The organism is Cedecea davisae, from assembly GCF_044095835.1.
In the GTDB taxonomy this organism is placed as follows: Bacteria; Pseudomonadota; Gammaproteobacteria; order Enterobacterales; family Enterobacteriaceae; genus Cedecea; species Cedecea davisae.
Genome location: NZ_CP172054.1, coordinates 3,908,184 through 3,922,768, shown reverse-complemented (window position 1 = coordinate 3,922,768; position 14,585 = coordinate 3,908,184). Strand labels below are relative to the sequence as shown.

The window sequence follows — 14,585 nt, the reverse complement described above, 5'->3', positions numbered from 1 at the left end:
CCTCATACAAACGCACACCCTTTAATGAGGTATAAAAATGGCAATCCCTGCATTCGGTCTTGGTACTTTCCGCCTGAAAGACGACGTCGTCATCGCATCTGTTAAAACCGCTCTGGAACTCGGCTACCGTGCCGTAGACACCGCGCAAATCTATGATAATGAAGCGGCCGTTGGTCAGGCTCTGGAAGAGAGTGGAATTCCACGCGAAGAGCTCTTCATTACCACAAAAATTTGGACTGAGAACCTCAGCAAAGACAAGCTGATCCCAAGCCTGAAAGAGAGCCTGGCAAAGCTGCGTACTGACTACGTTGACTTGACTCTGATCCACTGGCCGTCACCGAATGATGCCGTACCGGTAGCAGAATTTATGCAGGCGCTGTTGGCCGCTAAAGAAGCCGGTTTGACCCGCCAGATTGGGATCTCTAACTTCACCGTCGAACTGATGCAGCAGGCAATTGATGCCGTTGGCGCAGAGAATATCGCGACCAACCAGATTGAGCTCTCTCCGTACCTACAAAACCGCACGGTCGTTGAGTGGGCGAAGCAGCATAACATCCACATCACTTCCTACATGACGCTTGCTTACGGCAAAGCGCTGGCGGATGAAACCATCGCTCGTATTGCGCAAAAACATCAGGCGACTCCGGCTCAGGTTATTCTGGCGTGGGCGATGGCTTTAGGCTATGCAGTCATCCCTTCTTCTACCAAACGCGCCAACCTGGAAAGTAACCTTCAGGCGCTGACTCTGAAGCTGGATGCAGAAGATATGGCAGCCATTGCGACTCTCGAATGTAATGACCGCCTGGTCAGCCCGGAAGGCCTTGCTCCGAAGTGGGATAATTAATCCTGACTACGGCCCCTTCGGGGGCTGTTTAACCGCATCACTGAGAAAATCAATAAACGCCCGGATGCGGGTACTTACCGCACGATCGCTGTAATATACCGCACTAAACGGCATTTCTACCGGCAAACGCTTGTCTGCCAGCAGCTCGACAAATTCCCCGCTTTCAATCTCCCTATCGATCATAAAGTCCGACAGACACGCGATGCCATTACCCGTCAGGCATAGCTGCTTGAGCGTTTCTCCGCTGTTTGATGACAGCCCCGGCGTTATCTCTAATAGCTGACCGTCGGCCTGGGCAACTGGCCAGCGGTTAAGTGAAGAAGGCTCTGTAAAACCCAGGCAAACGTGGCTGATGAGATCTTCGGCGCTTTGCGGTGTACCGCGCGCTGCCAGATAATCAGGCGAAGCGATAATCTTCCGATAGCTATTAAATAGTGGGCGTGCACGCAGGCTTGAGTCCGTGAGAGTGCCCACCCGAATAGCCACATCCACCTTGCGCTCAATCAGATTGATAAACGTCTCAGACGATACCAGTGAAAGCGTCATTTCCGGGTAGCGTTCGCGGAAAGGTTTGATGAGAGGCATCAGCAAATGCAGCATCACCGGCGTAGCGGCATCAATGCGTAATAGTCCGCGTGGCGTTTGCTTGCTCTCCATAACTTCATTTTCTGCCGCTGCCATCGCCTGCAAAATTTGCTGCACGTTACGAAAATAACGCTCGCCTTCTTCCGTCAGGCTCAGCTGGCGTGTGGTTCGATTAAGCAGGCTAACGCCCAGCTTCATTTCCAGCTTCTTAACGGCTCTGCTTACAGCAGAGTTTGCCTGGCCTAGCTGCTCCGCTGCGCGGCTAAAACTGCCGCTTTCTACTACCGCAACGAATATCGCGAGTTCTTCAGAAGTAGCCTTCATTGTTGCTCCACAAGCAAAATTCTATTGAGATTTTACATATTTTTGTTATTTAAACATCCGGCCATACTACGTGTCATCAAAAGACACCTGTTATGGAGTAAATTATGCCTCTGGCGCTTCTCGCACTGACTATCAGTGCCTTCGCAATCGGCACTACCGAATTTGTTCTTGTCGGGCTGGTGCCCACCATCGCCGATCAGCTGGCTATTTCTGTGCCTTCCGCAGGGCTGCTGGTCTCTATATATGCTCTGGGCGTTGCTATCGGTGCGCCGGTGCTGACGGCCCTGACCGGTAAACTGCCTCGTAAGCAGCTGCTTATTGGCCTGATGGCGCTGTTTACCGCCGGTAACGTGCTGGCCTGGCTGTCGCCTAATTATGAGACTCTCGTGGTTGCGCGTCTGCTTACCGGCTTGGCTCACGGCGTGTTCTTCTCTATTGGCTCTACCATCGCTACCAGCCTGGTACCAAAAGAGAAAGCCGCATCCGCCATCGCAATTATGTTCGGCGGCCTGACCGTCGCGTTGGTAACTGGTGTGCCGCTGGGAACCTTCATCGGGCAGCACTTTGGCTGGCGTGAGACTTTCCTTGCGGTATCGCTAATTGGCCTGATTGCGCTGGTGAGCAGCATGATCCTTATCCCAAAAGATATTCCAAACCGTGCGCTGGCGAGTATTAAAGAGCAATTGCAGGTATTAACCCACCCGCGCCTGGTTCTGATCTATCTGGTTACCGCTCTGGGCTACGGCGGCGTGTTTACCGCTTTCACCTTCCTTGCTCCGATGATGCAGGATCTTGCAGGCTTTTCACCTTCGGCAGTTAGCTGGATCTTGCTTGGTTATGGCGTATCCGTTGCTATCGGTAATATCTGGGGAGGCAAACTGGCGGACCGCCACGGCGCTGTTCCGGCATTAAAGTTCATCTTTGCTGCTCTGGCCGTGCTGCTGCTGGTATTCCAGTTCACCGCCCACTCACATATTGGCGCGTTGATTACGATTCTGATTATGGGGATCTTTGCATTCGGTAACGTACCAGGGTTGCAGGTCTACGTGGTACAGAAAGCGGAACAGTTCACGCCTAACGCCGTCGATGTCGCCTCTGGACTGAACATCGCCGCATTTAACGTGGGTATCGCTATCGGCTCTGTGATTGGCGGCCAGACGGTACAAAACTATGGCCTGGCGCAGACCCCGTGGATCGGTGCCGTAATTGTTGTCTTCGCCCTGCTGTTGATTGGCGTGAGCGGTAAACTGGATAAGCGCTCTCGTGTAGCAATGGGTTGAATCTCCCGACAGGAGCGTAGCGTTTTACGCTCCTGAATTGCATTGGTTTGTAATGGTCGTTGAAAGTCTGCGCTAAAATCCCTATAACTGAAAGATAGCCCACGCCCTGTGGGCATTTTGAGTTACAGAGGTCGTCAGTCAAACGTGCACAAGAATACCTATGCCATGCGATATGTAGCCGGACAGCCAGCGGAGCGAATTTTGCCTCCCGGCTCGTTTGCTAACATTGGTCAGGCATTACCACCCGGTGAACCGTTGCCCGGTCAGGGCAATTTGCGGGTACTGGTGTGGAACATCTTTAAGCAGCAGCGGGCCGACTGGCTTTCGGTGCTGCAAACTTTCGGTAAAGATGCGCAACTGGTGTTATTACAGGAAGCGCAAACTACCCCTGAATTAGTCAGGTTTGCCACCAGCAACTATCTGGCGGCCGACCAGGTTCCCGCTTTTGTGTTACCGCAGCACCCGTCTGGCGTCATGACGCTTTCTGCTGCTCATCCCGTTTATTGCTGCCCGCTTCGCGAACGCGAGCCTATCCTGCGCTTATCTAAATCTGCTCTGGTGACGGTTTACCCGCTTCCCGATGGCCGCATGCTGATGGTTATTAATATCCACGCGGTCAATTTTAGCCTTGGCGTAGATGTCTACAGCAAGCAACTGGGGCCGATTGGCGATCAAATCGGGCATCACAATGGGCCGGTTATTATGGCCGGTGATTTTAATGCCTGGAGCCGCCCGCGTATGAATGCCCTGTTCCGCTTTGCGCGTGAGATGACGCTGCGTGAAGTTCGCTTTACCGACGATCATCGCCGCCGGGCGTTTGGTCGTCCGCTCGATTTCGTCTTCTACCGTGGCCTGAACGTTACCGAAGCCTCCGTGCTGGTAACCCGCGCTTCCGATCACAACCCGCTACTAGTTGAATTCCGTCCCGGCAAGCCTGAGCTGAAATAAGGTTCGTCAGGTCTGCCGTTGGGCAGACCTGCGCGCTGCCCTTTTTCTTACTTAACCGCAAGGACATAACGATGACAACACAATCCCATCACGACAAAGTCGGTCAGCAGTTTGGTTCCCAGGCCAGCGCTTATTTAACCAGCACGGTTCATGCCTCCGGGCGAGATCTGGAGCGCCTTAGCGCTCGCCTGAACGATTTTCCCAATGCCGTTCTGCTGGACATGGGATGCGGGGCAGGGCACGCCAGTTTTATTGCTGCCGCAAAAGTTAAATCAGTCGTCGCTTACGATTTATCAGAGCAAATGCTGGCCGTAGTCGCGGATGCCGCAACCACGCGCGGCATTACCAATATCGCTACCCGTCAGGGCTACGCGGAAGAGCTGCCTTTCGATGAGGGCACTTTTGATGTGGTGATTAGCCGCTATTCGGCGCACCACTGGCACGACGTCGGCCAGGCCCTGCGTGAGGTTAAGCGCGTCCTTAAGCCGGGTGGGGTGGCTATCTTTATGGACGTCACCTCTCCGGGGCATCCGGTGAAGGATATCTGGCTGCAAACGGTAGAAGCGCTGCGAGATACTTCCCACGTGCGCAACTATTCCAGCGGCGAGTGGCTGAGCCTGTTTAACGATGCAGGCCTGATGACCCGCAGCGTATTGTGCGACCGTCTGAACCTCGAGTTTTCCAGCTGGATAGCCAGAATGAGAACGCCGATAGTGCTGTCGGACGCTATCCGCGCCTATCAGAAAAGCGCCTCGGATGAGGTCAAACACTACTTTGAATTACAGCGGGACGGCTCGTTTACCAGCGATATCATTATGCTGGAGGCCTGGAAGGCGTAACGCAGAAAAGAAAAAGGCACCGGTAAGGTGCCTTTTAGTGCTTATCAGGTCTCTGGTGAAGAATTACCGCTGACAAACAGCGTCAGCCGATCTCCAGGCTTCAGGTCATCTGTACTGCTGTTCCAGCGCATCACATCTTTGATGTTCACGCCGTGACGTTTAGCAATACTCGACAAGGAATCACCCTTGCGCACCTGATAGGTGATGCTGCTATTGTCGGCTAACTGCGCGCCAGCATTATTCACGCTGAGCGTTTGCCCGACTTTCAGGTGCGTGCCGCGCAGTTTGTTCCAGCTTTGCAAATCTTTGCTATTCACGCCGAGGCGGGAAGCGATGCTGGACAGGGTATCCCCGGAACGCACCTTATAAGATTTGTTGCCGCCCGCGCTGCTGCGGTTATCCGCAACTAACGTTGGCTGAACATCTGCAATCTCGCCGGAGGCGAGGGAGCTACGCAACTGTGCCGCGTGCTTTTTAGGCACCATCACATATTGCGGGCCGCTTTTCCCAACGGTTGAACTCTTCACGCCGGCGTTGAAGGTCTTCAGATTGGTTAGCGACATGCCTGCCATTTCGGCAACCTGCGTTAACTCAACCGGATTGTTGACTTCAACACGCGCCAGCGCGCGGCTTTCATCCGTCGTCGGCAAACGTACACCGTACCTCTGGCTATTTTTGAGAATATCGCTCAAAGCCAGCATCTTCGGTACGTATACTTTTGTTTCTCGTGGCAGAGCAAGCGACCAGAAATCGGTAGGTTTACCCCGCGATTTATTCGCTTTAATGGCGTTCAACACCCGGCCTTCGCCGCTGTTATACGCCGCCACGGTCAACAACCAGTCGCCGTCAAACATCTTATTTAAACGCTGCATCATATCCAGCGCTGCGGTGGTTGAAGCCACTACATCGCGGCGTGCATCGTACGCTTTGGTCTGCTTAAGACCGTAATTGCGCCCCGTACTTGGAATAATCTGCCAAATGCCTGCGGCATTCGCGCTAGACGTCGCGTGGGGGTCAAAAGCGCTCTCCACTATGGGTAGTAGTACTAGTTCCATCGGCATGTTGCGTTTCTTAACCTGCCCGGCAATCCAGTACATATACGGCTCTGCCCGTAATGTTACATCGTGGAGATAGCTCTTATTACTCAGGTACTTCTGTTTCTGTTCGCGGATCCGGACGTTTTCCGGTATCCCCATCTTTAGCTCGTTGCCGATGAAGTTCCACAGGTTTTGATCTTGCGCGAGGAAGGTTCCATCATCCATCCATCGCGCAGAGGTCGCTCGACCCGTGTACTTTCCTGCTTCACCTTGACCAGCTGCAGACAGACTCTGTGCGTGCTGTTGAATGTTAGCGTCATGCTTTGACGCCTGGCACCCGACAAGCAAGACAGAGGCGAGTAGTATCGCTTTTGCCTTCATGTGTGTGTCAATGGTTGCTTAAAAGACGAGCGATAATACCGTTGCCTTTTCGACAACACAACCAGAAAATTCAGAAGCTGTCCTTCTTTGCCCTTAACCAGGCGAATATTTCCTGGGGTTGTTGCAAGTTTGTTTCTTTTTGGATTTTGCTTTTTAAAACAGTATCTTCCATGCGTAAAAAAACATTTATTTGGCGTTCTGTTTGCAGCGAGGACGGCAAGGTTGAGTGGTTTTTTGCGCGTAACTCCTTCACTTTTCGGTAATATCCGACTATTTGCTCATCATCGGGTAAAATACTTAAGGCAAACTTGATGTTGGATTCCGTATACTCATGTGCGCAACAAATTAATGTTTCCGCAGGGAGCTTGTTAAGCTTTTGAAATGAATTGAACATCTGCTCTGGAGTGCCTTCAAATAGCCTCCCGCAGCCGCCGGAAAACATTGTGTCACCGCAGAATAGATAAGGAAAATTAAAAAAGCAGATATGGCCTAAAGTGTGACCAGGTGTTGCTATAACGCTATATTCCTCGCCAAACAGGCTAAACTTGTCGCCTTCGCCTACTATCCGGGTCGCGCCTTTCAGGCGGGTTTCTTCCGGACCGTACACTTCAATCGCCGGGTATTTCTCTTTCAGCTGCACGACGCCGCCAACGTGGTCGGCATGATGATGCGTCAGCAAAATCGCCTCGGGCTGCCACTCGTTTTCCTCAATAGCTTTCAGTACGGGAGCGGCTTCACCCGGGTCGACAATCACGCATTTTCCCGACTCGTTATTAAGCACCCAGATGTAGTTGTCCTGGAAGGCGCGAATACTGTTAAGATTCATAATTCAACCTCTCGTTAGGCTATTAGGAAGGTAGTGATGAAACCGGCAAGGATACCTGACATTCTCACTTCCCCCCATCACTGGGAGCAACTGCCCTGGGGAGAATACTACCGGGAAGCGCTCAACCAGCAGCTGCGCCCGTGGCTTGGCAAAATGTTCGGTTTTCACCTGCTGAAAATCGGCAATCTGAGTGCGGAGATAGACACCGAAGCCTGTGCTATTTCTCATCAGGTCAATGTGGCACTTCAGGGAGAGAGTCTACAGGTTAATGCCGATCCGTTGCATTTGCCTTTCGCGGCAAAATCGGTTGATGCCTGCCTGCTGGCCCACACGTTGCCCTGGTGCACGGACCCTCATCGCCTGCTGCGTGAAGTAGACAGAGTGCTGATTGACGACGGCTGGATTGTGCTCAGCAGCTTTAACCCTATCAGTTTACTGGGGCTGGGCAAGACAATCCCGTTCCTGCGCAAACGCGTGCCGTATAATAGCCGCATGTTTACCCCTATGCGTCAGTTTGACTGGCTTGCGCTGCTTAACTTTGAAGTGATGTACCGGCGGAGTTTTCAGGTGCTGCCCTGGCACCGGCAGGGGGGAAAGATGTTGAGCACCCATTTACCGGCGCTCGGCTGTATGCACGTTATCGTGGCGCGTAAGCGCACGCTGCCGCTGACCCTGAACCCGATGAAGAGCCGCAAAGCGAAAAATCAGATTCGCTCCGCGGTAGGGGCGACGCGGCAGTATAGTGAAACCGTTAAGGCGCAGCCGCATCCGGCTGATAACCCACATCCTCACGAACAGGATTAGACGCAGCGTTGCGGGCCAGTTCGTCGCAGCGTTCGTTTTCAGGGTGGCCCGCGTGGCCTTTAACCCATTCCCACTTGATTTCGTGCTGGTTCAGTGCGGCATCCAGGCGCTTCCACAGATCGACATTCTTTACCGGTTTTTTGTCAGCCGTTTTCCAGCCGCGTTTCTTCCAGTTATGGATCCACTGGGTGATTCCCTGGCGCACATACTGACTGTCGGTGCTCAGCACGATATCGCACGGCTCGATAAGGGCTTCAAGCGCAACAATCGCGGCCATCATCTCCATGCGGTTATTGGTCGTAAGACGAAACCCTTCGCTAAAAATTTTTTCGTGCTGCTTGTACCGTAAAATTGCACCGTAGCCGCCCGGGCCTGGGTTACCCAGGCAGGAGCCGTCGGTGAAAACTTCTACCTGTTTACGCATCTCTGGTAGACTTCCTTTGATGAAAAAGCCAAGTCTGACATAAACGAGCGCGATGAGCACAGCTATATGATTTCTACAGCCACCAGACAGATAGTCCTCGATACCGAAACCACCGGTATGAACCAAATCGGTGCTCACTACGAGGGGCATCGCATTATCGAGATTGGTGCGGTTGAAGTTATCAACCGCCGCCTGACGGGCAATAACTTCCACGTCTACCTGAAGCCGGACCGGCTGGTGGACCCGGAAGCCTTTGGCGTTCACGGTATCGCCGACGAGTTTCTGGCAGATAAACCGACGTTTGACCAGGTGGCCGACTCGTTCCTCGACTACATTCGCGGTGCCGAACTGGTTATTCACAACGCGTCGTTTGATATCGGCTTTATGGACTACGAGTTCAGCAAGCTGCGGCGCGATATCCCAAAAACAGAAACCTTCTGTAAGATTACCGACAGCCTGGCGATGGCCCGTAAGATGTTCCCGGGCAAGCGAAACAGCCTCGATGCACTCTGCTCGCGCTACGAAATAGACAACAGCAAACGTACGCTGCACGGCGCATTACTCGATGCCCAGATCCTCTCCGACGTCTATCTGATGATGACCGGCGGGCAGACATCGCTGAAGTTTTCTATGGAAGGGGATGTTCAGCAGCAGCAGGGCAATGATGGAATACAGCGCGTTGTGCGCCGGGCGTCGGGCATGCGGGTTATTCACGCCAGCGATGAAGAGCTAATTGCCCATGAATCACGCCTCGATTTGGTGCAAAAGAAGGGCGGAAGCTGCCTGTGGCGCAGCTAAAAATGGCTAAAATGAGTTAAAAATCATCACTCAGGTGGTTTTTAAAGCAAACGGTTAATTTTGTGATAAAAAGCATTGACGGTTTCCGGGGCAAACCGTAATATTCGCCTCGTTCCCGACGGGGAACAAAACGCGGAGCGGTAGTTCAGTCGGTTAGAATACCTGCCTGTCACGCAGGGGGTCGCGGGTTCGAGTCCCGTCCGTTCCGCCACAATTCAGAAGGCCTGAGTCAGCAATGATTCAGGCCTTCGTCGTTTCTGCCGTCCAGGTGGATACGTCTTGCGATATTCGCCCCGCACCTTTTGGCGCGGGGCCCGCCTGAATAAACGCTAGCGTCTGCTGGCCAGCGCCACTCCAACCAAAATAGTCGCAATGCCGATGATATGGAAAAGATGTAGCGTCTCGCCGAGGAAAATCAGCGACAGTACTACGCCAAACACCGGGATCAGGTGAATGCTCAGCCCGGCACGGGCGGCGCCCACCGTCTCAACGCAGCGGCCATAAAGCAGATAAGAAACAAACGACGGGAAGACGCCGAGAAACACCACCGCTGAAACGGTCATCGTGTTCCAGTCCGGCACGGCCCCGGTGCTTATTTCATGCAGCCACAGCGGCAACGTTACCACCAGGGCAATAGCAACCTGAACGCCCAATAGCCCCATTCTGCTAATGTCTGAAGGGATCTTGCGTATCCACAGCGTATAAAGCGCAAAGCACGCCATCGCCGCCAGCAGCATCAGGTCGCCCGACGAAAACGCCATTTGCATCAGGCCGTGAATATCGCCTTTAAAGATAATAAACAGCACGCCGCAGCAGGAAATTGCCAGGCCCACAACCTGCTTGATGCTGAGCTTGTGGCCAAAAAACAGCGCGCCAAACAGCATAATCAGCACCGGAATGCAGGAGTTGAGCAGCAGGGCGTTGGTGCTGGAAGTATGGTGCAGCCCAATATAAACCAGCAGGCTAAAGCAAACGATGCCGGTAACCGACACGGCAATAATCCACCCGGCGTACTCCCGATAACGACGAAAGTCTCTTTTTATATACGGGAAGGCAAAAGGCAGGATCACGACCAGCGCCACCAGCCACCTCATAAAGGTCAGCCCGACCGGGGGAATATCGTTACGAACGGCTTTACCCACAATGTAATTGCACGCCCAAAGCAGGGGCGGAAGAGTGAAAAGAAATAAAACATACCAGGCCGGTGGCGAATGGGGCGTAGCCTCGGTGGCCGACTTCTTACTGCTGAGCAATGGGAGCTCCTTAGACACAGGATTTGGCTCGAAAGAATGGAGGAGGGATATATTACCCCGTGTCGGGCCCCGCTATTCAAGAAAGTCTTCGGAGAGAGGAAAAAGAGTATGTCGAGAATTAACAAGCCAGCCAAAAGCCCGGATCTCGATGACCCGGGCTTTATTTTTACTCTTTAGAAGTCGCGACGCGGCCAGAGAAGCCAACCGCAACTGCGCCTTTTTCACTGCGCGCCAGCCAGCGGTAGCAGCTCAGTCCCAGGAACACGCCGATAAACCAACTGAAGTTTGCCACTTCATGCAGCGAAGGAATAAAGCTGATGGTCAGGCAAACAGCAACGGAAGGCACCAGGGCAATAATCGCTTTTGGGTTAAAGCCTTTGCTGTACCAGTAGCGGCCCTTCGGCGTGTCGTTAAACAGATCGTCGACGTGGATCGTGCCGCCCTTAACCAGGTAGAAGTCGGCCAGCAGGATGCCGAACAGCGGCCCGATAAACGATCCCAGAACGTCCAGCGTGTAGTGAATAAGTTCCGGCGACTGGAACAGGTTCCACGGCGTCAGCAGCACCGAACCTACGGCAGCAATCATCCCGCCCGCACGGAAGCTAATTTTCTGCGGTGAACAGTTAGAGAAGTCGAACGCCGGAGAAACAAAGTTCGCGACAATATTGATCCCAATAGTGGCCGTTATCATGGTCAGCAGGCCAATCGCCATTGCCAGGCTGTTACCAATATGGCTGACGGTTTCAATCGGGTCGGTGATCATTTTGCCGAACAGCGACTGGGTACCGGAAACAATGACAACCGTCACGATGGAAAACAGCAGGAAGTTAAACGGCAGACCCCAGCGGTTACCGCGACGGATCTCCTGCATGCTTTTCCCGTAGCGGGAGAAGTCGCCAAAGTTAAGCAGCGGGCCGGAGAAGTAGGACACCACCAGCGCGGTTGCGGTGATCATCTGCCATATCTGCTCGCCGGAGCTAAGATGCTTGCTGGCTAAGGTGAAGGAAATACCGTCGAATCCGGTCTGGTAAAGGATCCACCCGGCCAGCGCCATCATCACGATGTATACCGCAGGCCCGGCAATATCGATAAAACGTTTGATAGCGTTCATGCCGTGCCAGAACACCAGCGCCTGGAGCACCCACATAATACCAAAGCAAATCCAGCCAAGCTGGGACAGGCCGAGGAAGCTAACGCCGGTCATCGGGGCAAGCGTCGGCCAGAACTTCAGCAGCACCAGCATTAATGCGTTGGCCGCCAGATAAGTTTGTATACCGTACCAGGCGAAGGCGATAAGCCCGCGGATCACCGCCGGAATATTCGCGCCAAACACGCCAAACGCCTGACGGCAAATGACCGCATACGGCACGCCCGCCATCTGGCTTGGTTTAGCTACCAGGTTAGCGCACACCTGCACAATACAGATCCCGGCCAGCAGGCAAATCAGCACCTGCCAGCTGGCAAGTCCGAGGGTAAAGAAGCTGGCGGCAACCACATAGCCGCCCATGCTGTGTACATCGGACATCCAAAACGAAAAGATGTTGTACCACGACCAAGTCTGGTTGCGGGTTGGGGCCAGGTCATCGTTGCACAGGCGCGGGCTGTAGCCTGCGTTGGCACTCTCTTTCGTGGCTGTTGCGTTGTTCTTTATACCTGGCATGGGATCTGCTCCTATAAAACAGAAGGTGGATTATGTCTGCCAAAGGTATTGCAGGAACCAGGCCAGGTTTGCGTTTCTTGTATTCAATTATAAATGATATTGTATACAAAATGAGGTGGCAGGGTGCTAACAGGAGTCGTGAATGAAACGTGATTTTGGGGTCACAGCCCCGGCGGAATTACAGGAAAAAGAAGCATTTATCTGGCAATCGTTGATGACGGCGATGGTTGAACATCAACTTCCGCCCGGCAGTAAGCTGCCGGAAGAAGCGCTGGCAGAAGTTTTTGGCATCAGCCGCACCGGGATCCGCAAAGTGCTCACGCGCCTCGCAACGGTGCAAATGATCACCATGCTGCCCGGGCGTGGTGCATTTGTTGCCATGCCGGACGTCGAAGAGTCGAAAGCTATCTTCCAGACCCGGGCGGTTATTGAATGCGCCAACCTGCCTCATGTTCTTGAACATATTCAGGCGCCTCACCTCGCCGCGCTGCGCAAAATAACGCAACAAGAAGAGAAAGCGCACCGCGAAGGCGACGGTCCGGCGGCTATCCGCCTCTCGGCCGCATTCCATATTCAGCTCCAGGCTATTTCGGGTAACGCGGTTTTGACGGAGATGGTCACCGGGTTAACGCACCGTTCATCTTTGGTGATCGCCGCCTGGGGCGCTCCGTGGCAGCGTGGCTGCCGCTGCGACGATCATGAAAACCTTATCGATCTGCTGCGCAATAAAGAGCTTGAGCCGCTAACGCTTGCGATGCAGCACCACTTTGAACATATCGTTTCCAGCCTGCATTTTGAGCGCGGCGGTGAAACAACTCCGGACTTCGCACGCCTCTTTGGCACCAGACAGGACTAATCATGCAGCAGCCCATCATTCAAGTGATCAACCCGAATACCAGCGTGGCGATGACCCACACAATTGGCGAGGCGGCCCGCAGCGTGGCCGCGCCGGGCACCAAAATTCTCGCCGTTTGCCCGGAACAAGGCGTGGAGTCCATTGAAGGGCATTTTGATGAAGCCATCGCGGCTATCGGCGTGCTTGAGCAAATCAAACGGGGTAAAGAGCAGGGCGCAAACGGCCATGTTATTGCCTGCTTTGGCGATCCGGGGCTGCTGGCGGCGCGTGAACTGGCAAGCGGTCCGGTCATCGGGATTGCCGAGGCGGCCATGCACATGGCAACGCTGGTGGCTACGCGCTTTTCTATCGTGACCACGCTGCCACGCACCCTAATCATCGCTCGTCATTTATTGCGCCAGTATGGTTTTGAACACCATTGTGCGGCGCTGCACGCCATTGATTTGCCGGTGTTGGCGCTGGAAGACGGCACCGGTCTTGCCCAACGCCTGGTACGCGAGCGCTGCATTCAGGCTAAAAAAGAAGATAACAGCGGAGCCATTGTGCTGGGCTGCGGCGGCATGGCTAACCTGGCGAAAGAGCTGACCGAAGAAATCGGCATCCCGGTTATCGACGGCGTGACGGCTGCGGTCAAAATGGTGGAGTCTCTTATCGCACTCGGTATCGGTACCAGCAAATTCGGCGATCTTGCATACCCTAACCCAAAGCCGCTTTCCGGCTCTTTTTCCCGCCTGAGCTAAGGTTAAAGGAGTAAATATGCAGCACGAAGCTAAACCTATGCGTTACCCCTTTACCGAAAACTACCCGCGCGATCTCGCGGGTTATGCGGGCAATCCGCCTCATGCGCAGTGGCCCAATGGCGCACGTATTGCGCTTCAGTTTGTGCTCAACTTTGAGGAAGGGGCGGAAAACAACGTCCTGCACGGCGACCCCGGTTCCGAACAATTTCTTTCCGATATCGTCGGGGCGGCCAGCTATCCCGACCGCCATATGTCGATGGACTCGCTCTACGAATACGGCTCCCGCGCCGGGTTCTGGCGTATTCATAATGAGTTTCAGAAACGTGGTCTGAGCCTGACGGTATTTGGCGTGGCTATGGCGCTGGCCCGTAACCCGGAAATCGTCGCCGCCATTAAAGCGGCAGATTACGACGTGGTCAGCCACGGCTGGCGCTGGATCCACTATCAAAATATGGATCCGGCAGCCGAGCGGCAGCACCTGCACCAGGCGATGGAAATCCTTGAAGACTTATTCGGTTCGCGCCCGCTGGGCTGGTACACCGGCCGCGACAGCCCGAACACTCGCAGGCTGGTGGTGGAGCACGGCGGCATTCTCTACGACAGCGACTACTACGGCGATGATCTGCCTTTCTGGAGCAAAGTTACCTGCGAAGACGGCAGCGTAAAACCGCATCTCATCGTGCCCTACACTCTGGACGCCAACGACATGCGTTTCGCCACCGCGCAGGGCTTTAACACCGCCGAGCAGTTCTACACCTACCTGAAAGACAGCTTTGACGTGCTGTACGAAGAGGGGGAAACCTCGCCGAAGATGATGTCGATTGGCATGCACTGCCGCCTGCTGGGGCGGCCCGGCCGCTTCCGGGCGCTACAGCGTTTTCTGGACTACGTGCAGCAGCACGAGGGCGTGTGGATTTGCAGAAGGCAGGAAATAGCCGAGCATTGGGTGAAGATGCATCCTTTTGCTGGCTAGTGATTTAATTCCC

General features: G+C 54.0%; 15 protein-coding genes and 1 tRNA gene. 10 read left to right on the top strand and 6 right to left on the bottom strand.

The features are described from left to right. The first annotated feature begins 37 nt into the window (after positions 1 to 37). Positions 38 to 844 (top strand): 2,5-didehydrogluconate reductase DkgB, encoded by an 807-nt coding sequence (gene dkgB, locus ACG1VR_RS18760; protein ID WP_016534998.1) that lies wholly within the window; start codon positions 38 to 40, stop codon positions 842 to 844. A 6-nt stretch (positions 845 to 850) separates the two neighbouring features. On the opposite strand, the gene yafC is transcribed toward dkgB, so the two are convergent. Next, positions 851 to 1,753: a DNA-binding transcriptional regulator YafC gene (yafC, locus tag ACG1VR_RS18755; protein WP_016534999.1), complete on the bottom strand. Its 903-nt coding sequence runs from the start codon at positions 1,751 to 1,753 to the stop codon at positions 851 to 853. Between the two features lie 104 nt (positions 1,754 to 1,857). On the opposite strand from yafC, the gene ACG1VR_RS18750 reads away from it, so the two are divergent. The 3 genes from ACG1VR_RS18750 to ACG1VR_RS18740 all read left to right on the top strand — a co-directional run bounded on the left by ACG1VR_RS18750 (position 1,858) and on the right by ACG1VR_RS18740 (position 4,820). Beyond that, on the top strand, positions 1,858 to 3,033 hold the full coding sequence (locus ACG1VR_RS18750; protein WP_172568304.1) for an MFS transporter: 1,176 nt from the start codon (positions 1,858 to 1,860) through the stop codon (positions 3,031 to 3,033). Positions 3,034 to 3,177: 144 nt separating this feature from the next. After that, on the top strand, positions 3,178 to 3,981 hold the full coding sequence (locus ACG1VR_RS18745) for an endonuclease/exonuclease/phosphatase family protein (RefSeq protein ID WP_039897937.1): 804 nt from the start codon (positions 3,178 to 3,180) through the stop codon (positions 3,979 to 3,981). 71 nt (positions 3,982 to 4,052) lie between these two features. Next, positions 4,053 to 4,820: a class I SAM-dependent methyltransferase gene (locus ACG1VR_RS18740; RefSeq protein WP_016535002.1), complete on the top strand. Its 768-nt coding sequence runs from the start codon at positions 4,053 to 4,055 to the stop codon at positions 4,818 to 4,820. Positions 4,821 to 4,864: 44 nt separating this feature from the next. On the opposite strand, the gene mltD is transcribed toward ACG1VR_RS18740, so the two are convergent. Beyond that, positions 4,865 to 6,238, bottom strand: coding sequence for a murein transglycosylase D (gene mltD / locus ACG1VR_RS18735; protein WP_016535003.1), 1,374 nt, complete (start codon positions 6,236 to 6,238; stop codon positions 4,865 to 4,867). A 70-nt stretch (positions 6,239 to 6,308) separates the two neighbouring features. Continuing rightward, positions 6,309 to 7,064: a hydroxyacylglutathione hydrolase gene (gloB, locus tag ACG1VR_RS18730; protein ID WP_395489545.1), complete on the bottom strand. Its 756-nt coding sequence runs from the start codon at positions 7,062 to 7,064 to the stop codon at positions 6,309 to 6,311. A gap of 36 nt (positions 7,065 to 7,100) precedes the next feature. Between gloB and ACG1VR_RS18725 the strand changes: the two genes are divergently transcribed. Continuing rightward, complete coding sequence (locus tag ACG1VR_RS18725) at positions 7,101 to 7,868, top strand: class I SAM-dependent methyltransferase (protein WP_395489544.1); 768 nt, start codon at positions 7,101 to 7,103, stop codon at positions 7,866 to 7,868. Here the strand turns inward: ACG1VR_RS18725 and rnhA are convergent. Beyond that, positions 7,816 to 8,292, bottom strand: a complete 477-nt coding sequence (gene rnhA / locus ACG1VR_RS18720) for a ribonuclease HI (protein WP_039897938.1) — start codon at positions 8,290 to 8,292, stop codon at positions 7,816 to 7,818. The genes ACG1VR_RS18725 and rnhA overlap by 53 nt on opposite strands. A gap of 66 nt (positions 8,293 to 8,358) precedes the next feature. On the opposite strand from rnhA, the gene dnaQ reads away from it, so the two are divergent. Together dnaQ and ACG1VR_RS18710 are read left to right on the top strand one after the other, a co-directional pair. Continuing rightward, complete coding sequence (gene dnaQ, locus ACG1VR_RS18715; RefSeq protein WP_016535007.1) at positions 8,359 to 9,090, top strand: DNA polymerase III subunit epsilon; 732 nt, start codon at positions 8,359 to 8,361, stop codon at positions 9,088 to 9,090. A 134-nt stretch (positions 9,091 to 9,224) separates the two neighbouring features. After that, positions 9,225 to 9,301, top strand: a tRNA-Asp gene (locus tag ACG1VR_RS18710). Positions 9,302 to 9,419: 118 nt separating this feature from the next. On the opposite strand, the gene ACG1VR_RS18705 is transcribed toward ACG1VR_RS18710, so the two are convergent. Continuing rightward, positions 9,420 to 10,343, bottom strand: a complete 924-nt coding sequence (locus ACG1VR_RS18705; RefSeq protein ID WP_395489543.1) for a DMT family transporter — start codon at positions 10,341 to 10,343, stop codon at positions 9,420 to 9,422. Positions 10,344 to 10,509: 166 nt separating this feature from the next. Beyond that, the gene (locus tag ACG1VR_RS18700; protein ID WP_395489542.1) at positions 10,510 to 12,003 is read right to left on the bottom strand and encodes an NCS1 family nucleobase:cation symporter-1; all 1,494 of its coding nucleotides are present in this window, start codon (positions 12,001 to 12,003) and stop codon (positions 10,510 to 10,512) included. 142 nt (positions 12,004 to 12,145) lie between these two features. Between ACG1VR_RS18700 and ACG1VR_RS18695 the strand changes: the two genes are divergently transcribed. From ACG1VR_RS18695 to puuE, 3 genes are read left to right on the top strand one after another with little or no spacing between them, the layout of a single operon-like run. Continuing rightward, positions 12,146 to 12,859: a GntR family transcriptional regulator gene (locus ACG1VR_RS18695; protein WP_016535011.1), complete on the top strand. Its 714-nt coding sequence runs from the start codon at positions 12,146 to 12,148 to the stop codon at positions 12,857 to 12,859. 2 nt (positions 12,860 to 12,861) lie between these two features. Then, a complete protein-coding gene (gene hpxA / locus ACG1VR_RS18690; protein WP_395489541.1) occupies positions 12,862 to 13,599 on the top strand; it encodes an allantoin racemase in 738 nt (245 codons plus the stop codon). 16 nt (positions 13,600 to 13,615) lie between these two features. After that, positions 13,616 to 14,572, top strand: a complete 957-nt coding sequence (puuE, locus tag ACG1VR_RS18685; RefSeq protein ID WP_395489540.1) for an allantoinase PuuE — start codon at positions 13,616 to 13,618, stop codon at positions 14,570 to 14,572. Positions 14,573 to 14,585 lie beyond the last annotated feature (13 nt).